Annotated in this window: 20 protein-coding genes; 3 read left to right on the top strand and 17 right to left on the bottom strand. The window is 40.0% G+C overall.

The features are described from left to right. Positions 1–2: 2 nt before the first annotated feature. The 12 genes from argJ to LG273_RS05825 all read right to left on the bottom strand — a co-directional run bounded on the left by argJ (position 3) and on the right by LG273_RS05825 (position 14,865). A complete protein-coding gene (gene argJ / locus LG273_RS05880; protein WP_404458599.1) occupies positions 3–1,229 on the bottom strand; it encodes a bifunctional glutamate N-acetyltransferase/amino-acid acetyltransferase ArgJ in 1,227 nt (408 codons plus the stop codon). 13 nt (positions 1,230–1,242) lie between these two features. Next, positions 1,243–2,280 (bottom strand): N-acetyl-gamma-glutamyl-phosphate reductase, encoded by a 1,038-nt coding sequence (gene argC, locus LG273_RS05875; protein ID WP_404458597.1) that lies wholly within the window; start codon positions 2,278–2,280, stop codon positions 1,243–1,245. A gap of 765 nt (positions 2,281–3,045) precedes the next feature. Beyond that, on the bottom strand, positions 3,046–4,008 hold the full coding sequence (locus tag LG273_RS05870) for an alpha/beta hydrolase (protein WP_404458595.1): 963 nt from the start codon (positions 4,006–4,008) through the stop codon (positions 3,046–3,048). Positions 4,009–4,289: 281 nt separating this feature from the next. Continuing rightward, positions 4,290–4,784 (bottom strand): DinB family protein, encoded by a 495-nt coding sequence (locus tag LG273_RS05865; protein WP_379563229.1) that lies wholly within the window; start codon positions 4,782–4,784, stop codon positions 4,290–4,292. Positions 4,785–4,855: 71 nt separating this feature from the next. Further along, positions 4,856–7,066: a YhgE/Pip family protein gene (locus LG273_RS05860; RefSeq protein ID WP_404458593.1), complete on the bottom strand. Its 2,211-nt coding sequence runs from the start codon at positions 7,064–7,066 to the stop codon at positions 4,856–4,858. Between the two features lie 340 nt (positions 7,067–7,406). Beyond that, positions 7,407–8,522, bottom strand: a complete 1,116-nt coding sequence (locus LG273_RS05855) for an ABC transporter permease (protein ID WP_379563225.1) — start codon at positions 8,520–8,522, stop codon at positions 7,407–7,409. Then, on the bottom strand, positions 8,519–9,769 hold the full coding sequence (locus LG273_RS05850) for an ABC transporter permease (protein WP_404458591.1): 1,251 nt from the start codon (positions 9,767–9,769) through the stop codon (positions 8,519–8,521). Before LG273_RS05850 ends, LG273_RS05855 begins: the two co-directional genes overlap by 4 nt. Before the next feature lie 11 nt (positions 9,770–9,780). Next, positions 9,781–10,713: an ABC transporter ATP-binding protein gene (locus tag LG273_RS05845; protein ID WP_379563221.1), complete on the bottom strand. Its 933-nt coding sequence runs from the start codon at positions 10,711–10,713 to the stop codon at positions 9,781–9,783. A gap of 217 nt (positions 10,714–10,930) precedes the next feature. Beyond that, positions 10,931–11,566 (bottom strand): response regulator, encoded by a 636-nt coding sequence (locus LG273_RS05840; protein WP_404458589.1) that lies wholly within the window; start codon positions 11,564–11,566, stop codon positions 10,931–10,933. A gap of 10 nt (positions 11,567–11,576) precedes the next feature. Then, entirely contained in the window at positions 11,577–12,662 is a 1,086-nt protein-coding gene (locus LG273_RS05835; RefSeq protein WP_404458587.1) for a sensor histidine kinase, read from the bottom strand. A 3-nt stretch (positions 12,663–12,665) separates the two neighbouring features. Continuing rightward, positions 12,666–13,970, bottom strand: a complete 1,305-nt coding sequence (locus LG273_RS05830; protein ID WP_379563215.1) for a M20 family metallo-hydrolase — start codon at positions 13,968–13,970, stop codon at positions 12,666–12,668. 58 nt (positions 13,971–14,028) lie between these two features. Then, positions 14,029–14,865 carry an S-adenosyl-l-methionine hydroxide adenosyltransferase family protein gene (locus LG273_RS05825; RefSeq protein WP_404458585.1) on the bottom strand — a complete coding sequence of 279 codons (837 nt, stop codon included), beginning with the start codon at positions 14,863–14,865 and terminating at the stop codon, positions 14,029–14,031. Between the two features lie 72 nt (positions 14,866–14,937). On the opposite strand from LG273_RS05825, the gene LG273_RS05820 reads away from it, so the two are divergent. Then, the gene (locus LG273_RS05820; protein ID WP_404458583.1) at positions 14,938–15,492 is read left to right on the top strand and encodes a hypothetical protein; all 555 of its coding nucleotides are present in this window, start codon (positions 14,938–14,940) and stop codon (positions 15,490–15,492) included. 922 nt (positions 15,493–16,414) lie between these two features. On the opposite strand, the gene LG273_RS05815 is transcribed toward LG273_RS05820, so the two are convergent. After that, positions 16,415–16,918, bottom strand: a complete 504-nt coding sequence (locus LG273_RS05815; RefSeq protein ID WP_404458581.1) for a DNA-deoxyinosine glycosylase — start codon at positions 16,916–16,918, stop codon at positions 16,415–16,417. A gap of 80 nt (positions 16,919–16,998) precedes the next feature. Here LG273_RS05815 and LG273_RS05810 point away from each other — a divergent pair, with 80 nt between their 5' ends. Beyond that, on the top strand, positions 16,999–17,934 hold the full coding sequence (locus tag LG273_RS05810; RefSeq protein WP_379563205.1) for an NADP-dependent oxidoreductase: 936 nt from the start codon (positions 16,999–17,001) through the stop codon (positions 17,932–17,934). Between the two features lie 51 nt (positions 17,935–17,985). Here the strand turns inward: LG273_RS05810 and LG273_RS05805 are convergent, their stop codons facing one another. Genes LG273_RS05805 through LG273_RS05790 form a run of 4 tightly spaced genes read right to left on the bottom strand, consistent with a single transcriptional unit; the run spans position 17,986 to position 20,249 of the window. Further along, the gene (locus LG273_RS05805) at positions 17,986–18,216 is read right to left on the bottom strand and encodes a hypothetical protein (RefSeq protein WP_404458579.1); all 231 of its coding nucleotides are present in this window, start codon (positions 18,214–18,216) and stop codon (positions 17,986–17,988) included. Between the two features lie 17 nt (positions 18,217–18,233). Next, positions 18,234–18,797, bottom strand: a complete 564-nt coding sequence (locus LG273_RS05800) for a hypothetical protein (RefSeq protein ID WP_404458577.1) — start codon at positions 18,795–18,797, stop codon at positions 18,234–18,236. Positions 18,798–18,826: 29 nt separating this feature from the next. Further along, the gene (locus tag LG273_RS05795; protein WP_404458575.1) at positions 18,827–19,219 is read right to left on the bottom strand and encodes a hypothetical protein; all 393 of its coding nucleotides are present in this window, start codon (positions 19,217–19,219) and stop codon (positions 18,827–18,829) included. A gap of 43 nt (positions 19,220–19,262) precedes the next feature. Then, positions 19,263–20,249: a phosphotransferase enzyme family protein gene (locus tag LG273_RS05790; protein WP_404458573.1), complete on the bottom strand. Its 987-nt coding sequence runs from the start codon at positions 20,247–20,249 to the stop codon at positions 19,263–19,265. A gap of 312 nt (positions 20,250–20,561) precedes the next feature. On the opposite strand from LG273_RS05790, the gene LG273_RS05785 reads away from it, so the two are divergent. Then, positions 20,562–21,509: a multidrug resistance efflux transporter family protein gene (locus tag LG273_RS05785; RefSeq protein WP_404458571.1), complete on the top strand. Its 948-nt coding sequence runs from the start codon at positions 20,562–20,564 to the stop codon at positions 21,507–21,509. Positions 21,510–21,633: the final 124 nt, after the last annotated feature.

Here is a 21,633-nt window from a genome sequence, read left to right as displayed (position 1 = left end):
CCTCACGTCCGATAGGAGGCATTAATTTTGACGTAATCATACGTTAAGTCACAGCCCCATGCAGTCGCATTATATGGTCCATCCTGCAAATTCACATGTAAACTGATGTCCTTTTGTTGTAAATAGTGCTTTCCGTCCAATTCATTAAACGCTACTGGCACGCCATCTTTTACAACAGAAATTTCGCCAATAGCAACACAGACTTTATTTGGATCGATAGGTTGTTCACTATAGCCTACCGCACAGACGATGCGTCCCCAATTAGGATCAGAACCATAGATGGCTGTTTTTACAAGATTAGAAGAAATAACAGCCTTAGCAACCTGTGATGCAGTCTCCTGTGAAGGAGCACCTTTGACGTTTACTTCAATTAATTTAGTAGCACCTTCTCCGTCCCTTGCAATCATTTTGGCAAGTTCCTCACTTACCATATTCAAGGCATCAACAAACAGTCGCCATTGTGGATGTGATACGTTTAAAACTTTGTTTTCCTGCATGCCATTTGCCATCAAGATTACCATGTCATTCGTACTGCAATCTCCATCGACTGTGATCATATTAAATGTCTTATCTGTTGTCTGTTTAAGCGCAAGTTGAAGACTGTCCGCTTCCACTGCTGCGTCTGTTGTAATAAAGCCAAGCATCGTAGCCATATTTGGATGAATCATGCCAGAGCCTTTCGCAGCCCCACCAATTGTAATCGTCTTCCCGTCAATTTCTATTTGTACAGCGACTTGCTTTGTCACCGTATCTGTCGTTAAAATGGCATCAGCAAAATGGTGTGGAGCAGACTCATTCGTTATCGATATCTCTTGGATGGCTGTGTTGATTTTGTCCATTGGGAGCGGGGTTCCAATAACTCCAGTTGAAGCTACTCCTACATAACTTGCAGGGATATTCAGTATAGAAGCAGCATTTTGTTGCATTTCTTCTGCATCTATATCTCCCTGTTGGCCTGTACAAGCATTTGCAACACCAGCATTAACGATGATCGCCTGCAATTGATTACTTTCTGCAATGGCTCGCTTCGTAACTTTTAAGGGAGCTGCCTGAAAAGCATTCATGGTGTAAACACCCGCCGCAACTGCAGGCGTTTCAGAATAAATCCAGCCAAAGTCACGTCTCTTTTTCCGTATTCCACAATGAATTCCACCTGCTGTAAAGCCTTTTGGTGTTGTTACATGTCCTTCTTTCAATAACTCAATTGCTTCTGTCTGTACCGTTACCATGCTCCCACCCTTTCTATGGATAAATTGGAATGTGTTTTAATCCATTGTTCTCGTTCCAACCATTCATGATATTGACATTTTGAATCGCTTGCCCTGCGGCTCCTTTCATTAAGTTATCGATAGCTGAAACGATAATCAGCTGATTCGTTCGGCTGTCTACGTGTAGGCCAATATCACAGAAGTTGCTTCCATATACACCTTTTGTTGTTGGGAATTCTCCCGCATCTAGGACTCTGACAAACTGGTTTCCTTCATAAAAATGTTGGTAGTCTGATAGAATCTTTTCAGTTGTGTAATAGCCATTAACTTTTCCGTACATGGTACATATAATCCCTCTTGTCATAGGAACCAAATGCGTTGTCAATGTTGCGTGCACAGTTGTGGAACAGTGTTCACTTAAATATTGATCAATCTCTGGAATGTGCTGATGCTGGCCAATTTTATAGGCGGTAATATTGTCATTTGTTTCAGGAAAATGGGTCCGTGCAGATGGTGTTTTGCCTGCTCCAGATATTCCAGTCTTTCCGTCAATAACAATTCCTTCTGTGTGTATGTATTCGTTTTGTAGTGCTGGGATTAATCCAAGCAAGGCGGCAGTTGGAAAACAACCAGGATTTGATAGAATTGTAGCTTCCTTTATCTTTTGTCGATTAATCTCAGAAAGCCCATAGACTGCAACGTCCAATAAGCTTTGATCTGCGGCTTCTGCTTTGTACCAATTTTTATATGCATCCCGGGAAGAAAGACGTAAATCTCCGGACAAATCAATACACTGAATTCCATTACCTATTTTAGGAATGAATTCCTTCGCTATACCAGCAGGGGTGGCAAAAAATACAATATCTACATTTTTGACTAGGGCTGCAATATCCAGTGAATCTAGAGTGGTATTCTCGATGTTTTTTAAATGGGGATACACAGAAGAAATCGCCGTCTCATGCTGTGAGTGGGAATAAATGTTCACTAGCTCTATTTCACTGTGTGAATGTAATAATCTGATAAGTTCTATAGCTCCATAGCCAGTGCCGCCAACAATTGCCGCTTGCTTCAAAACCTACCACCCTTTCTTGTGCTCATCTGAATTTTTTAATTATTCATTAGTATAAATACCCTCAAGGAATAATTCAAGTATATTTATTAATTTTATTTTATAAATATGCAAAATAACTTAAATTAATTGCGTGAAAGTGAATATCAAACGTATAAACATTGGACAAGATTGCATCAATAAAAACGAAAACCCTAAAGGCAGAGATATTTTAGATTTCATTGTTAGAAATATGATTCGTCAACAAAAGAAGCTCCAAATCACATTGTGGATTATTATTACAAATTAAAGAAGCAACCTATATCCAAAAAGGAAAGGATAAGGTAGACACTGTAGCCTGCATGAATAAGCTACTGAAATGTATCTATCCCATGGTCAAGAATAATAAAAGTACGATAATACGTACGAGGTCTCTATGTACCAATAATAAATAGTATCGAGTAAAACAAATCATCATTACAATTTTATACTTGACTAATAGTAGGAAAGAGGCTGGGATAAAAGTTCTCTTAACACATGAAAACCCGAACTATCAAACAATTCCTTGAATAAAGGTTTGTCTAGTTCGGGTTTTCTCATTTTAGCGTAGGCAGAATACGGAGACTCCAACGGGAACAGCACGAGTCCGAAGACCCCGCAGTGGTGACCTTTCCACGAGGAGGCTGAGGCCGTGCCCGTGGAAAGCGGAGTGTTCTGCCGAAGCGAAGCGGTTCTGAAAATGTATTACTCGTATTTAAGTACTAATATGTCCCAGCCTCGTAACAATATTTATTCTTTTATATACTTAGCAAGAAATTCATTCAACTTAGAAACATATCGATCTTTTTGTGTAACGAACGCCTCACCATGTCCTGCATTATCAAATGTAATCAGTTCCGCGTCGCTATTTGTATGTTCTACTAGCTCTTCTGTCATTTTCGTTGGTACAAAGGTATCATCATTGCCATGAATATAGAGAATTGGTACATCTGTTTTTTCCACTTGATCTAGAGCTGATGCTTCTTTCAACGAATAACCAGCTCTCGCCTTAGTCACAATGCTTGTACTAGGAAGCACTGGGAAAGCAGGTAAGTGGAACATACGGCCGAGCTGGTAATCAAACACATCATAAACACTACTGTATGAACTATCAGCTATAATTGCTTTTACGTTCGGTTGAAGTTCTTCTTCACCGCTTGCCATTAATACTGTCGCTGCTCCCATCGAGACGCCGTGCATAACTATTTCTGTGTCTTTACCTGTTTCCTCTATGATCCGATCCATCCAATCTATATAATCCAATCGATCATGCCAGCCAAAACCAATATAATCACCACCACTATGGCCATGACCTCTCATATCAGCCGTAAAAATGTTGTATCCTAGTTCCTCATAATAATACTGGCCATAAAGCCCCATATCTCTGGCATTGCCTAGATAACCATGCGCTAACACGACAGTCTTATTGGTTGGTTCTTTCGCTGGAAGATAATACCCTTTAAGATCTATCCCATCATAAGAGGTCATGTCCCACTGTTCAAAATCTTGGCTATCAACCCATTCTCGCCAATCACCTTCTATAAACACGTCCATTGCCTCTGCTGAAACTTCAAGGTCTGCATTTCCTTGGAGGAAATCTTTTTTATTTCGCTCAACAGCTAAATTATAAAAATAAAAGCTTGCAACTATATCAATTACTAGCAAAATGGAGAGAACTCCAATCACTATGCCAATTATACGTTTTTTCTTCATGTGGCCTTCCCCTCTCTGCTAAACTGCTATCATTCTATTATACTAGAAAAGAGAATTGTTTAAACCCTGTCAAAACTGGTACTTGTTTACAAGTTGGTGAACAAAATGATAGAAGGGAAGAATACTTGGAGCTGATGTTTACTTATCGTACAAAGACGAGGAAAGTCTCGCTGGGCGCTGGAGCTGGACGTGGCTGGTTCAGTTGTTTTGTTATCCACAACAACTAGATTTTATATTTTCTTAGACAACAAAAAAAGGACAGTTCCCTGTCCTTTCTCAACCTATTTAGTTAATCCAAGCTTATCTTTAACCTCTTTAATCTGCTCTATATGCCTCAGCTCATGGTAACCAACAAATGGGATCCATTGCGCTAAATTCATTTCTCCAAACACAGGATGGATTGCCGTTTTCTCTTCTAAGCGTTCTTTATCAACATCCTCATCAAGCTTGCGCAATGATTCATGTGAGGTATGCAATTTTTCCTTTATAACCTCAATGGTTTTATCTGAGTCACTCGGTTCCACAAACGTAGGAGCCTCTATTTTTCTGGAGCGATTTACAGTGAGCTCTATTGGCTTTGTGCTAACTTCCTTAATAGAACCATTTTCTAAAGTATGCTTTATATTATGCACGACAGTACGCTCCATTAAGTATAAATGCTCCATCACTTGTGCAATTGACCATTCGTTAGAGCAAGGCCGTTTATTTAATTCCTCATCACTTAGAGCTGCTACCTCTTCCCATAGTTTATCTCTCGCTTCATCGTTGATCTTCAAACATATCCATTCCCTTCTTTTTTTAAATTAGTAAAGGAGATTTCTATATTCTATTTATACTTACAAATGCATTAATGAAATAGACCTGATTCTTTCGATTTTTGTTTTATCTTTTTAGACTGTCTATTAATTGGTTGTTTTAAAAATGCTCCTAACACGATCGCCGCAATTCCAAAAATCCCTAAGAAAATAAGATCATGTAGTACTCGCGACCAAACAATACCCCCTACTGCTTCACGCATTAGATCGATCGCATAACTAAACGGTAAAAATGGATGAATAGCTTGGAAAAAGTCTGGTAAAAGTACGACAGGGTACGTACCGCCCGAGCCGGCAATTTGCAGAACAAGCAAAACAATTACCATTGCTTTTCCAATATCCCCAAATACAGACACTAGTGTATACGTAATAAGCATAAATACTAGACTAATCAGTAAGCCGAAAAGAACAAACCATCCAGGATTCGCCATCGTCACATCTAATAGGAATATATCACCTGACGTAACGATACTTGCTTGTAATAAGCCAATGGTAATAAACGTGAACAGCTTGCCAAAATATATCTGTCTTGAAGAATAATTCTCAAGGTTTGGCGTATCCGTTGAAAGTAAGGATATCAGTAATAAACCACCTACCCAAATTGCAAGCACTGAATAAAAAGGTGTCATCCCAGATCCATAATTTTCTATCGGAAAAATCTTATTTTCATTTAACTGCACAGGTTCCGCGAAGAATCCTTGTTCAGCATCCGGGTCATTTTGCAGCAGTTCAATAATTTCTCCAATATCTGTTTCCCCTTGTATTTCTCTTATTCGATCAGCTATTTGGTTGACCTTATCGTTCACATATGGAAACTCATCTTGAACTGTTTCAAGCATGCCTTCTCCTTCTCCAAGGTCATTCTCTGTACTTGAAAGAATTCTTTCCACCTCTGGAATAGCCGATTGAATTTCTACCAGGATACCACGAGCATCGGCAAGTGTGTTCTTTGCCCTTCCTACTTCCGCTAATACTGTTGGCTCAATGGATTCATTGTATTCGGTAATAAAAGCATCGATCTTTGTGGAAGTATCTTCGGTTAAGCTTTGCAGATCATTTATGACACCTTCTATTTCCGATTGCTTTTCTTCCACAAAGGTACGAATCTCACCACTGCGTTCTTGGGCAGATTCAAGTCCTGTACGAATGGTTTCAAGCTCCTCAAGTGCTTGCTCGATCTGTTGGTTTGCTTGATTATTTTCATTATTACCTTCTTCTGTTTCGGTGGCTTCATCGTTTTCTCCCTGAGTATTTTGCTGTTGTTGTATCTGTCTTAATATCTCTTCTATGGAAGTAACAGCCTCGATTTGCTGTGCCACCTGTTCATCTAATTGATTCGTCAATTCAGCACCATTTGAAAAGTCAATTCCAGTGGATTGGACCTCTTGTAAAAATGTATTTGTCTCCTCAGCAATTTGCTGAACGCGTTCTAAATCTTCTTGAACCTGTGGTGCAATTTCATTTAGTCGGTCCTCTGCCTTATTTAAATATGCTGTCGTATTATCAATGGTTTCTAATCCGTTACCGGTAACACGCTCAGCTTCTGGGACAAGCTCTTGAGCTCGATTAATCATATCCCCAGCACTATTTGCATCAGCCAGTGTTTGATTAATTAATTGATTAATCTCAGGTAAATTTTCCTCTAAATCAAAAATATAGTTTTCAAACCGTTCAATGTCCGGCAGGTCTTGTTCTAATTCAAGTCCAATGTCGTTAAATATGTCAAAGATCACTCCATTAACGGTCGAAATAAAGTGACTACTTATTTCATCCGTTATCGCGGAAGCGCCTTTATCAGTTATTTTCGGTGCAATCGCATTTATTTTTTCATTTACGTAATATTCCATATCCGCTTTTTCAGGCTGATCATCAATTACGGTTCCCAGCTTTTTTGAAAAGTTTTCAGGAATTACGATAACAGCGAAATACTCTCCATACTCCAATTTCTCCATCGCTTCGTGTCGGTTCACGAAATGCCAATCCATTGTAGGAGTTTCTTTTAAAGTACTGATGAGCTCTTGACCGACATCAATGTCCTCGTCTCTTACTGTGGCTCCTGTATCCTCATTCACGACCCCAATTGGAATTTGGTCTGTCTGGCCATATGGATCCCAGGATGCCTTAATATTAAACCAGGCATACAGGGACGGTAAGATAATCAAACCACCTATTAATAATAATGCTACCCAATTCGTACCGGTGTTTTTTATGTCTCTTGAAAAAATTCTCCAGATGTTCTTCAATTCTTCTTCCTTCTTTTCTAAATGAATGACTATTCATTTTACTGTAAAATAAATCTACGAGGAAGATTATAACAAGTTTCCTAAGCGAATTCTACCTTCCCTGTTCGCTTTTTCTAAAAATATTACAGTGACCATGAACGAAACTGAAACTTCATTTTTTGTGAATCCCCCTCTCTCCCCAACCAAATGTTAATTGGACGAATCGCACCTATACAGGCAAATTAAAGTAGGATTAGTTAACACCCTGGCAAGATAGATGGCATAAGAGGAAACCCTATAAAAAGGGGCTTCCCCTAGCTTCTTACTGCACCGCATATAGAAAATGAGTTAATCTAGCCTTCTATACATGCCTTCTCTCCATAAAGTGAATACCAAGTCCTATCATCACCACACCCATTAAAACCAATATACTTATGGGGAATAGTAATTCATCAAAAGAGTATTGATATAAAACCACCCCTTGCAGGACTTCCATCCCATAGGTAAGTGGGTTCAACTTGGATAAGGTAATCAATACTTCTGATTTTACAATTTCTATCGGCCAATATGCTCCACCAATCATCGCCATACTTACGGCAATAATGGGTATGAGAGCATTAAACTGTTGCACGTTTTTAAGAACAGATATGATCAAAATTGATAATGCTACAATGGAGAATAAATAAGGGATGATCAGCAATACTGTTTCTAGAAATCTCCCCTGGAAATCAACCCCAACCCAATAACGAAAGATACAAAAGATAACTAGAACCTGTACATACCCCTCTATAAAACTATAGATAAGATTTGCCACATACATCTCCCACTTTTTCACAGGAGACAGGATCATCCTGTCCCAAACACCGTCTCGTTTTTCTACCAGGATCGGCAAAAGGTTGTAGGCTATTGTGTAGATTACAAAAAACAATGTAAAACCAAATAAGGATTGAAAGGTGTTATCATAGACTACTGCATCTTCGCTTTGAAAATTTGTTGTCTCCACTTCATAGGCTGGATTGTTCATCGCATTCTCGAAATCGTTAAGGATAGCTTTCTTTTCTTCTTCCGTCTCTGCACCAGATGCTTTTAACAATGCCACCTCTTGATTACGTTTTGTATAAGCACGCTGGATGGCCTGCTCAATCATGCTTATATTTGGGGATTCTACTCCAACTATTAGCTGATAAGAGTTCTCTCGGAGGATCACGCCAGCTTCTGCTTTTCCATTTTCAACTTGCTCCTGTAACTCATCCTTATTCATCCAATTAAAACGAAAAGCTTCGTCTTCTGTCAGAACGTTGGCTAAAGTAGACTCTTTAATAGAATTATCTGCTGTATTAATTGGCACAGAAATACTTGTAGCAGACCCACTTCCACCTATGATAAGAGCAAACCCGATCGACATTACTGTAAATATAATAAAGCTCCAAGGATTCCGTATAAATATTCGAAACTTTGCTAGAAGAATTCCATTCACAGCGCAGCCCCCCTTTTCGGAAAGCTCCATGCTGCTACGATCACAGAGATGACACCAAATAAGACTAATACGAGAAGGTGATTCGTTACCTCGGTCCATTCATTACCACGAAGTACACTCAAGTAAGCTGACATTCCAGCTCCGTTTGGAGTGAAATTTCCAAGGGTGGCGATGAATGCAGAGGAATCTCCAATCGGAAAGAAACTCCCACCAAGCAGAGCCATTAAAGATACAAGAATATTAGAGAAGAAATTTGTAATCACCTCAGAATGAAGGCGATAGCACAATGCAGTTAATAACACGGCAATCCCCCCGACTGCAATAGCAAATGAAATTGTGACGAGACTAAATCCTACCAAATCTGGCCATGTAACATCAAAAACTATCCATGAAAATCCAAAGATAATGAGTAAGTGTAAGAACGCGAAAACCATCCCCGTCATTAAGACTCCTAAGAAATAAACCCAGTGTGAAACATTCGCTAATATAACTCTATTAAACACAAATGTATTTTTCTCCATAAACGCAATAGAACCTATAGCAGAGGCAATGAATAGTACATTCATTACAGCCATACCAATTGTATAGTAATCTTTCGAACTAACAGGTTGTTGTTGTTCCAGGGCGGAGACATCCGCTGTTACATTCTGTAAATTTTCTTGAAGAAGTGCTGCATCTATTCTGTTTTCCCCTAGGAATGATTGTAGCGTAAGTTGCTGCTGATACTGAGTGAGTATATCCTCTACAATACTTGCACCGAGCTGATGCTGTGTATTTGTATATAATTGGAGGGCAGGTTGTTGTTGTTCTCCTAAATAGAGATACTGTAATAGCTCATATGTGAAATTTTCAGGAACTTCAATTACTGCTGTAAACGTATTATCATTCAATACATCTTCCATTTTGTTTGGAGCTATTTCTTCTACGGTTATAAATTCTTTGGCTTCCTCACTGCCAAACACTTCCTCTTTTAACAACTGTATTGGTAGCATACTTTCCATCTCATTGAATACTTCTGCTGGCAGCTCCTTCTGTTCCGCTGTAAACTGTTCTAGTTGAGCACTCTCCTCCGCTTGCTCTACTAGACCGAGCTTTACTTGAATAACCGGGGCTTCCCCGTTCATGAAGCTACTTAATGCTACACCAAGTATTAAAATAAGGATGATTGGTAACCCAACTAGTAGTAGTAACTGAACAGGATTACGGAGCAATAACAACGCTTGTTTCTTAAAAATTTGACCTAACATAGTAACTCCCCCTAATCCCTTAGAGCACGACCTGTCAGATGTAAAAACACATCCTCCAGGGTAGGAGTTTTATTATGAACCGAGGTTAAGTCGATCCCCGCCTGTTCAGCAAGCTTCGTTAATTCTGCAAACATACTTACTTCCTTTGCAACCATTAGTGTCACTTGCTTATCAGCAGTCGTTATACGATTAACAAGTGGGTGTTCCTGCAATGAAGAGATAAACTGATCGTTCAGCTGCTCACCTTTTATCAAAATTGTTTTTTCTGCAGATAAAATTCGTTTAATTTCTTCATTTGTACCCGAAGCAATAAGGTTCCCTTGGTCCATGATATAGATGCGATCACAAAGAAATTCTACTTCTTCCATGTAATGACTCGTATAGATGACCGTCATATCTCTTTCCTGATTTAATCGCTTTACAGTTTCGAGAATATAATTACGGGATTGTGGGTCAATGCCTACTGTTGGTTCATCCATAATAATGAGCTCTGGATTATGAAGCAAGGCCACACCAATATTAAGTCGCCGCTTCATCCCTCCTGAGAAGGTTTTTACGACATCTTTTCTTCTTTCGGTTAGACCCACCAAATGAAGGATCTCCTCAATTTTACTTTTTAAGATTGACCCTTTTAGCCGGTACATCCTTCCAAAGAACTGCAAATTCTCCTCCGCTGTAAGATCTGTATATAATGCGATTTCCTGGGGGACCATGCCAACGATTTCGCGGAATTCCCCCGCATTCTTTAAAATGCTTTTGTTATGAAATCGAACATCCCCTGCTGTAGGTGCCGCTAACGAAGATATCATCGAAATAGCTGTAGACTTCCCAGCACCATTAGGGCCTAACAGGCCAATTATTTCTCCACGTTCCACAAACATATTTAAACTTTTAACAGCATAAAGCTGCTTGAACTTCTTTGATAACTCAACTAATTCCAGCACATAACTCGCCTCCTCACATCTAATCATAATGCAATTCATTTTGTCAGCATACTGTCTACAGTCATATTCTCCTACTTTGCCGTGTGACCTGCGTCACTTTTTATAAACCAGATCGGGACCGCACGCTGAAGCTGGAAGTGACCATTTCTGGCATCAAATCTAGTTACGCAAAAATTTCATAAAATAAAAAAGCTCCCACAAAGGAGAGCTCAATTGTTTAATCAGATAGATCATGCTTCACTGCAAAAATGGCTAGCTGGGTGCGGTCACGAAGTCCGGTTTTTTGGAGAATATGCGTTAAGTGGTTTTTCACAGTACCTACAGATAAAAATAAGGCTGTTGCAATTTCCTTATTCGTTCGCCCTTCTCCCACCAGTTTTGTTATGGCAAGTTCTCTGTCGGATAAAGAAATATCTGAACGGGGAGTTTCTGCTGACCGTTCTAAAAGTTTAGGCATCACCTTTGCGGCTACTTCTTCGTGCAGGCTAATTCCGCCCCTCATACAGCTATGTATAGCGCTGATTAATTTTTCTGATTCAGATGTTTTGAGCAAAAAACCATCTGCGCCTTGTCGGAGCGCTTCTACTGCATAAGTATCATCGTTGAAGGTAGTTAGTATTAATATTTTTACATGGGGCCATCTTTCTTTAATAATTCTTGTCGCCTCAATACCATTCATTACAGGCATTCTTACATCCATCATAACAAAATCGATCAGGTGTTTTTCCATCACTTCAATTGCTTCCTGTCCGTTCGAAGCTTCATGAGAAACGGTTATTTGTTCATCCTGTTCCAATATCACTTTAAGCCCTTGTCTTACAATAGCTTGATCCTCTACAAGTAATACTTCCATGCTTTCCCCCCTAACTCCCGCTTGGAATCGTTCCTGAAACAATAAACTGATTAGTAGTTTGGAAAATTTCCAAGCTTCCATTCACCTCATCGACACGCTTTCTCATCATGGTAAGACCAAAGCCTTCTTCAAATGCTGCTGCCTTATGTATCATATTCTCAATTTCAAAGGAAACAGACCCCGTCGCCGATTTTCCAAGCGTAACGCGAACCTCCCTCGTTTGCGCATGACGCATTGCATTCGTGAGAGCTTCTTGAATGACGCGATATAATACCACACTCTTCTCATTGGAAAGCGGGATGGATAAAACACCTTGTTTCATCGTAAATTGCACCATAATATGACTCTCTGCCTCGAGCTTGCGTATTAAATGAACAACGGTAGCAAGCCCCTCATTTTCTTCTAAATTTAGCGCACGTACTGCCTGTCTTGTTTCCTCTAGACTCTCCGTTGCCATGCGCTTCAACTCAGCATACTCATTATTTTCATGTTGGATGGAGAGCATCTCCAATTTCATAATTAACGCTGTTAGTCGATGTCCTACAGAGTCATGGATATCCCGAGCAATTTTGGTTCTCTCTTCCAGCCTTGCATCTCGTTCCGTCATAAGATTTATTCGCTTCATGGAACGATATTCAGCGCGCAACTGGTCATATAGTTCTCGCATGTCCTTTCTTTCTGAAACCATTTTCGAGACTCTATCAATTAAAATGTAAAACATAATAAGTGTTAAGAACGATTCTACTTCTAACTTTTCAAACTTTAAAAGCGAAAATAGGGATAGCATTAAACCAACAAGTGAAATAATACTCGAATTCATTCGTTTTAGCCGAAACGTAGCATCAAGCGAATAAAGGAAAAAAAGTGCCATAGACCAGAAAACAGTTTCACTACCTACTGTTAATAAATGGATCATTCCTAGTATATGCAGAACAAAATATAGAATTTCAGGCAATTTTCCAATCGAAATAAAAAAGAATACTGCTAATGAAGCTGCGAAGAATAAAATGCTGTTTGGAACCTGATTACTACCTAAGATAATCAGGCACATCCATACTATACTAAGCAGACTAAATCGGATCCAGAAAACCTTCACTTCCTATGCTCCCTGTTGTTGTAACTTTTCAATAAACGTTTTCAGAACGTGAACAGTTTGCACGCAATCTGTTAGTTCAGACCATTCAGCAGGATGGTGGCTCACACCGTTAATACTTTTGGTAAAGAGCATGGCAACCGGTATTTTCTCTCCTACGATCATCGCATCATGACCAGCACCACTTGGCAGCCGATATGCTGGTAAATCGTGAGCAAGAATCGCTTCTTCTAGTAAATTTTGTTTTTTCTCCTCAATAGGGACAGGTGAGACACGCATTGTTTCATTAAAAACAATGGATGTATGATAGTCAGATGCTATTTGTTCTCCTGATTGTTTGACTAAATCAATTAATTTATCCCGGGTTTCTTTATGGATATCCCGAATATCTACATAAAGCGTGACTTCTCCTGGAATCACATTTACGCCGTTCGGTTCGACGTGTAGCTTTCCAACTGTCGCTACAGCACTATCACTTACCTGTGCTGGCAATGTGGCGATATTTGTAATAAATGCGGAGGCTGCTACAAGGGCATCTTTTCTGTCGTTCATCGGGGTATTTCCCGCGTGACCGGCTTCTCCAGAAAACGTGACTTCCAACCAGCACGGCCCTGCAATTCCTGTGACGACCCCACAAGAAAGGTTTTCTTTTTCCAAGCGTTTCCCCTGCTCAATATGAACTTCAACAAACATGTCAATTGTACTTTCCGCGCGTTTTGCTTCCGGATATTTCTCTGCCGTTAATCCAACTTCCTCAAGTACTTTGGAAAACGATTTCCCTTCACTATCTACTAATTTCTTTTTCTCTTCCAAACTTCCAAAACCCATCATACCTTCACTGCCATTAAAACCGCCATTAAACCGGGCCCCTTCTTCATCACTAAAAATAACTACTTCATAAGGTTTTTCCGGTTGGTAGCCTGTATCTTTCCAGGCTTGGGCCACTTCAAGAGCTGCCAGCACCCCTAAGGGACCATCGAAATGCCCCCCATTCGGCACACTATCCACATGAGAGCCACTTAAAACCGCGGGCAAATGGTTGTTTTTACCGGCTAGTCGGCCAAAGACATTCCCCGCCTCATCGTGATGTACTTCCAGTCCAGCTTCTGTCATCCATCTTGCGACCAAATCTTTGGCTTGCTTCTCTTCCTTGGAATATCCAGGACGATTAGAGCCATTATCTGTAGTAAGGCCAATTTCCGATAGGGCTGCTAACCTTGTTGCCATCCTTTCTCCCGAAACACCGTCCACATTTAATTTTTTGTTATATGTCTTCATTAACTTTTCGTAAAACGTATTTTTCCAACTCATAAAACAAACCTCCAACTCTACAGTCTTTTCATTAATAGTCTCCATTATAATCGATCGTCTAAGTTTTGCGAATACGTATCATCCAATTTAGCCCAGTTTCAATTTGATAAGTTTCAGCAAAGGATCCTTGATTTATGGCAACCGCAAGATTATCCAGTGAATTTACATACACCACCGGTTCCCCTAATCGACTATCAGAAAAGGACCGCCCAAAAATCATCCCACCTTTATAGACTTCTTTGTCATGATGCATGATGGTAACTTCCATCAACTCTCCATATTTCATGCTTACTTCCTCACATATAGTTCGACTAATGTTTGTCCAAAGGTTTCCAAAACGAATATCAAGTATATCGATATTTCCATAGATGGTATTAGCTTCAGTATAGGCTACTGGTCTAGGCAATTCCACAATATCCTCTACTTTAAGGACAGGGCCAACCTGCTCAAAAGTTATAACCTTTGAAGCAAGTCTCGCACCAGTATAGGCGTACACATCACGCCCATGGAAAGTATAAGACTCCCCTGATTTTGGCAATCTGTTTATCGTTTCATCAATCTTTCTTACTTCTTTTATCCCAATGTGATGCTTAATATGGGTTAGTGTTCCATTATCTGGGGTGACGATATATTGATTGGCCTCTGTTTTTACAACGACACTTAATCGATCCGAACCAACCCCTGGGTCTACAACTGATACGAACACTGTTTCTTCTGGCCAATACGAAACGGTTTGCTGTAATCGATAGGATGCTTCCCATATATTAAACGTGGGAATATCATGCGTAAGATCGAATATGCTCAAGTTTGCGTTGACGGAGATTGCTACCCCATACATTGCACTTACAGCCCCATCGCTCGTACCAAAATCTGTTTGCAATACTAACTTATTCATGTAAGGATCCTCCAATTTTGGGTTCATAATAAAAATCTTTCAGTTAATTATGTATGATTTGTTAGTTTCTATGTGGGTTGTAAGCTGATTCGACTATCGCGGTTGATTGGAATGCTCCTCTGGTTGATTGTGCAGCTCTCCTGGTCGATTGCGCTGCTCTCGTGGTTGATTGTGCAGCTCTCCTGGTCGATTGCGCTGCTCTCGTGGTCGATTGCGCTGCTCCTCTGGTTGATTGTGCAGCTCTCGTGGTCGATGGCACTGCTCCTCTGGTTGATTGTGCAGCTCTCGTGGTTGATTGTGCAGCTCTCCTGGTTGATTGCGCTGCTCTCGTGGTTGATTGTGCGGCTCTCCTGGTCGATGGCACTGCTCCTCTGGTTGATTGTGCAGCTCTCGTGGTCGATTGCGCTGCTCTCGTGGTCGATTGCGCTGCTCCTCTGGTTGATTGTGCAGCTCTCGTGGTCGATGGCACTGCTCCTCTGGTTGATTGTGCAGCTCTCGTGGTCGATGGCACTGCTCCTCTGGTTGATTGCGCTGCTCTCGTGGTTGATTGTGCGGCTCTCCTGGTCGATGGCACTGCTCCTCTGGTTGATTGCGCAACTCTCTTGGTCGATGGCACTGCTCCACTAATCAATTGCACAGCGTCCTGATTGACCACCGTTTTAAATACCCCATTTCACTACAACTCAATGAGTTACCCGTAATCTTCCCCAATGGATATTAAAATACCACGCCCATACCGAATTAACGATAGAAACGTGGTTCATTTTACAAACAACAATTTTTTCTCTGCCTCTCTTACAAAAACTGCACGTGGAATATTAAACTAAAGGCTCATTTTGCGACACTAAATGGAGCTGAGGGTAATTCTACCCAACATAAATAATAATGAGAATATTGTACCATTTTCTGTAAATTATAGGCTATTTTCTGTTTATTTGTTGTATACTATAAGGGACAGTCTATGCAGGGTGAGCTTCGGTCAAAGCTGTAGAAGTACTTCTTTTACTTGGCGACAAAAATTCAGGGAAAGGAGTTGAAAACATGATTCCCATTGACTCAACTCTACAGTTGATGTTTATGTTTGCCACTCTCGTATTGTTAATTGTTAACAGCCGAGAAAAAAAGTAAGCACCCCTGCCGACGGACGGGAACATTACTTTTTCGTTTAAAGAAGTCGCCTCACCCATAGAGGATAGCTGTCCGATCCGCAAGTTGCCGCTTGCGGATCGCTTTCTGGGGGGCAACGTTCAGCAAATAAAATCACCACTTAAATAGTATTTTCTCAACCCATAAAATATTCGTCTTGCTTTTTTATACGAAAGTGGCAAAATTTCACATGTTACTTTACTTAAATCCTACCATAACAGCTGTTAAGCCGCTACTTTTATCTTCAAGCTGTAACACATATTTAACATCTGTATTCCTCATCCTTACCTCCTGTAAACAACCTTCCGTTTAACTGGCAGTAAGCCCCTCACTTCGAGAATGTGAAAAGCATCAAGTTTTCTAAGTGGGGAGAAGGGTAGCCCCCACCAAATAAAGTTTCACTTTATAAATAGTCCAAAATTTTCTTCCACTCTTCTACTTTTCCATCGAAGGTCTTTGTGTATCTTCCTGGTATAGGGCTCGTAGAAGGTAACTTTATGACATCAATACCTGCAAACTGACCCTGGGAAAAATTACGTTTAAATGTTTCATAAGCCTTTCCACCATTACAAGCAATCAGTTTTATAGATGGAAAATTCTCTGTCAGTTCAATAATGTTGTTTGGTTCTTCATCTACTATATTTGCATCAAGGCTTCCCTCTCGGTAACATTTACCAATTGTATCCCAAAGAGCAATTCCTTTTCCTTTAACAAAACGCAACTTTTCTTCATAATTTTCTATTGGAGATTGCTGAAATAATTTAAATAGGATCTTCCAAAAATGATTTCTTGGATTACCATAGTACTCTTGCTTTTCAAGTGATTTCCCGCCCGGCATCGAGCCAAGAATTAAGACTTTTGGATTTGTTGGTAATACCGGAGCAAACGATGAGAGCTTTTTCTGCAAACTGGACACCTCCATGCTTAGACTCAACTATTTCAGGGAAAAGTAGTACTGTGAACATTATAAAGAAAGAAGGGTGTTAAATGAAAGCAATTGTTATTCATGAATACGGATCAGCAGATAAACTTCAGGAAGAAACCTTCCCCATCCCGACACCTGACGATAATCAGGTCTTAGTCGAACTTCATGCCACCTCCATTAACCCGATAGATTGGAAACTAAGAGAGGGAGGCCTTAAGGATGCGTTACCTTTTGAATTCCCGATCACACTTGGCTGGGATGCAGCTGGTGTTATCTCCAAAGCTGGTAAAAATGTGACCAAGTTTAAAGAAGGCGATCGGGTCTTTGCTCGTCCGGCAACAACAAGGAATGGCACCTATGCGGAGTACACACTAATCGAGGAAGACCTTCTAGCCAAAATTCCAGATAATATTACATTCGAAGAGGCAGCAGCTGTTCCACTAGCTGGATTAACCGCATGGCAATGCCTAGTGGATTTTGGTCAAATTAAAAAGGGTGATAAAGTACTTGTCCATGCCGGTTCAGGTGGAGTTGGGAGTTATGCCGTCCAATTTGCAAAACACTTTGGTGCACATGTAGCTACTACCGCCAGCGGAAAGAATGAATCCTTTGTAAAAGAACTAGGAGCAGACCAATTTATTAATTACAAGGATACTGACTTTTCTGAGGTACTTGAAGACTATGATATTGTCGTAGATACTCTTGGCGGAGAGGTCCAGGAGAAAAGCTTTAAAGTTTTAAAAGAAGGTGGAAAACTTGTTTCCATCGTTCAGCAACCAAATGAGGATTTAGCAAAGGAAAAAGGAATTAAAGCAGAATCTATCTGGCTTAGAGAAAATGGTGAACAACTCGAGGAAATTGCAGCACTTCTAAATTCAGGTGAGGTTGCCTCCAACATCGGTCATACCTTCCCACTCACTGAAGAAGGAGTAAAGGAAGCTCACAAGCTAAGTGAAACCCACCACGCTAAAGGTAAAATCGTCATTAATATTAAATAAAGTGACTCACATAGAAAGCCCTGGCAGATTCGTTTAATCCCAGGGCTTTCTTTAAATAAATAGACTAACACTTACAAGTACTGCCAGCATAATAACCCCGAGTATAAAAGGAATTTTCCTGTTTAACACAGAGAGTTTTTCTATGCCGTAAAGCATCACTAGTAAAAAGACTCCGACCACCAGATATGCTGTGATGGTGCTTATGTATTCGCCGAGAAATGGGACAGCGTACAGTAGCATCACATAGATGATAGTAAATATTAGAATTGTTTTCCATTTCATATACTTGGTGAACTCCTTCAGACAAAAGCTTTATATGTAAAATTTTCGACCATCTCGATATCTTTATGGGTGCTACTCTTCCCTTTTTTAAACCATCCCCAAGAAAAGTTATTCTCTTCAGCATGATAAAGTTCAATTTGTTCTTGTTGTTCTTTTCTGTTTTTTATGTCGTGCCATTTTAAGACAAGGTAGACTTTCTTAATATCCTCTAATGTAATCGGATTTCCTTGCTTGTCCACATAGCTCTTCTCTAAAATTTTCCCTGTGTTCTCAACAGCAATATCTATGTTTTCACCAGCCCATTTACTCTTTTGAATAATTTGATCAACGTCATTAATAACGGCCCGAACTTCAATATCAAAAGAATTGGTCATATATTTATCTTCATTTTTCATATCTAAAAATCCGTTCCCAGCCATAAACGAATCCTCTGATAATTCTATTTCATATCCTTTTATTCTCCAGTGCTGGCTTTCCCCTACTAATGATAAATAATAATCCTTTGGTTTTGCACTTTCATCTGTACAACCAGCAGTTATAAAAAGCAAGAGAAGTAGGGATATTATGAACTTGTATTGCATTGCTTTCCTCCTCTGAGAGCTACTCCCTTTTATTCTTCCTGCGATCTCCTAAGCTTTCTCCACACTTGTAAGTTTTTTAGTTTGTTCCATAGCAAAAGGCTGTACTTTTTTAACGTCGCCCCGAAATTTTTCCATAAAAATAAAAAAAGCCAAAATAATAAATAGAGATAACATAATAATAGAATAATAGCTGGTAAATGGCCATTGCTTATTTGTTTTAAAAGATAATCCCATTCGTTACTACCATCCGTTCGCTGTATGATGTACAAAAACGAAAACAATGGTGTACCAATCGATAGAATAATCGTTACGTAAGCGAACGGAATAAGCCTGTTTCTTGCATTACTTATAATGGCTGTAAGAAGTGCACTACTTACAAAAATAATATAGATAACCCAAAAACTAGTGGGAAGTGTGTTCATCTCAAATCCCCCTTTTACATTCCCATTTCTATTACCGAAGTCCTTATGCTTCCTGCTCTTTCTGCATGCCTATTCGGTCTGTTCTTAATTGTAAGATGAACAGCTCTAAAGCTGTTTCGTTAATCCAATTCGTGCCCCATACATCTCTATTTTGCAGCATCGTACCGAGCAGCCAAATCCTTCTTGCCGTCATAAACAGTGGCAGGGAGTCCATATCTTCCTCACTTAAAGAATATTCCTGCTCATAGCCCTGCAAGAAAGTATCCCAGCATTCCTTTTCCTGCTGCTTGTAATTATGGAGTAAATTCCACCAGGATACTGCAACATCATAGGCGCGATAACCTACTGCACAACTGTCGAAATCAAAGACTTGAAGCGCACCTTTATGTATATGCATATTATGGTTGTGGAAATCACCATGACAGAAACCTATCTCTAAATGAGCTGTATCCAATTCTTCTTTTAAATACGTTAATGTTTCTGTAAATATCTTTACGGCCTCATCGCCTAGATATTTTTGTATAGTTGGTCGGATAAAGCTTGCTGGCTCATCAAGCAGATGTGTGAAATCAATTGTAAAACCGCGGTCATGCTCACTAGTAAATCCATTAGACAATCGGTGGAGTCTTCCAAGTGATTTCCCAATAAGAAACGTGTTTTCCGGGTTTATAACCGGCCTTTCTCCCTCTGCGAAGGAAAACATAACACCGTACCGCTCTCCTTCTGGGGCTACAATTTCTGTTACATTGCTCCCATCTGTTCCCTTAATAGTCCCTATCGCCTCGTATCCATTTTCTTTTAAGTAAGCAATAGCCTCCAACTCAAATTGAATGGCAGCTAAATTTCTCCAGCCTTGGCGATATACTCGATAAGCATAGCTTGAATTCTTTCCCACTACTTTATATGTATCATTTAGGCCTCTCGTCAAAAAACGAACTTCCTTGATTTCTTCTGTCAGTTGACCCTTTACAAGGTCCATTACACTGTCTTCATGAATCACTGTATGCTTCACCTTGATTTGTTCTACCATGTCGATCCCCTTAAAAATTAGTTAAACGGTTAAACCTATTGGCTTATAGTATTAATTCGTCATATTTTTCCAATATCCTGCTTTTCTACTTCCAATTGATTCTTAATCCGTCATGTTAAACTTTCCCTTATTTGTTATGATAATAAAGTGAAACTTCATTTGGTAAGGGGGTCCCTACCTCCCCACCAAATGTTAGTTAAACGAATCGGACCTTTACTGGCAGTTGAAACCCAAACTAAGAATGCTTGATTTCCCGCATTCTTGAAGTGGAGGTCTTACTGCCAGTTAAGGCGGGATAAAGAGGTGAGGAGAATGAAAGCAATCATAATTGGTATTTTATCTGCACTATTCTTTTCCGTTACATTTATTTTGAATCGCTCTATGGAGCTAGATGGAGGAAGCTGGGCATGGAGCGCTTCCCTGAGGTTTATGTTCATGCTCCCGCTCTTATTACTTATCGTAGGCTTTCAACGCAACGTCAAACCAGTCTTACACCACATTCGCAAAAAGCCACTACCCTGGTTTCTATGGAGCACTGTCGGGTTCGGATTATTCTACGCTCCATTGACTTTTGCAACGATTTACGGACCGGGATGGCTTGTTGCAGCTACTTTCCAGCTAACGATCCTTGCAGGCTCCTTTCTTGTACCACTACTTGACAAAGAAAAGAAACAAAAGATTCCGATCCAAGCTGTTCTTATTTCTTTCATTATACTTAGTGGTGTATTTCTCACGCAATTAGAACATGCAAGCGCTGTTCCATTGGCAAGTGTTCTTCTTTGTGTCTTCCCTCTTATCCTATCAGCAGTTGCCTATCCATTAGGGAACCGTAAAATGATGCAGCATGTAGATGGACAGCTCAATACCTTCCAGCGAATTCTAGGGATGACCATTATGTCTATGCCTTTTTGGTTCCTATTATCTATCTACGGATTCGCGACACATGGACTACCTGAAACGACACAAGTAACCCAAACATTTATTGTAGCTGTTTTTTCTGGGGTGATTGCGACAGTATTATTTTTCTATGCGACTGAGCTTGTACGAAATGAAAATGAGAAACTTGCAGGGGTTGAGGCCACACAATCTGGGGAAGTAGTGTTTGCCCTATTTGGTGAAATTCTGTTACTCAATGCTGCATTTCCAGGTATTGTATCCATTGCTGGAATCCTCCTTGTGATCCTCGGAATGGTATTGCACAGCCTTGCCACGGTATACGAAAACCGTAAAAAGCATCCGAGCCTAAAAAAAGCACAATAACTAGAAGGACCAACATACGTGCCCGGTTTGATTGAGGTTGACCGAAAAGAGCGGTTTTAGTTGACTTACTTTAATTATGGATTTCTCCCCGTTCAAAAAAAGCATAAAGAAACTCCTTCGAAGG

The sequence above is a fragment of the Oceanobacillus kapialis genome, assembly GCF_044790185.1.
Taxonomy (GTDB): Bacteria; Bacillota; Bacilli; order Bacillales; family Amphibacillaceae; genus Oceanobacillus_B; species Oceanobacillus_B kapialis.
The sequence above is the reverse complement of the archived record's forward strand: the minus strand, read 5'-3'. Positions and strand labels throughout refer to the sequence as shown.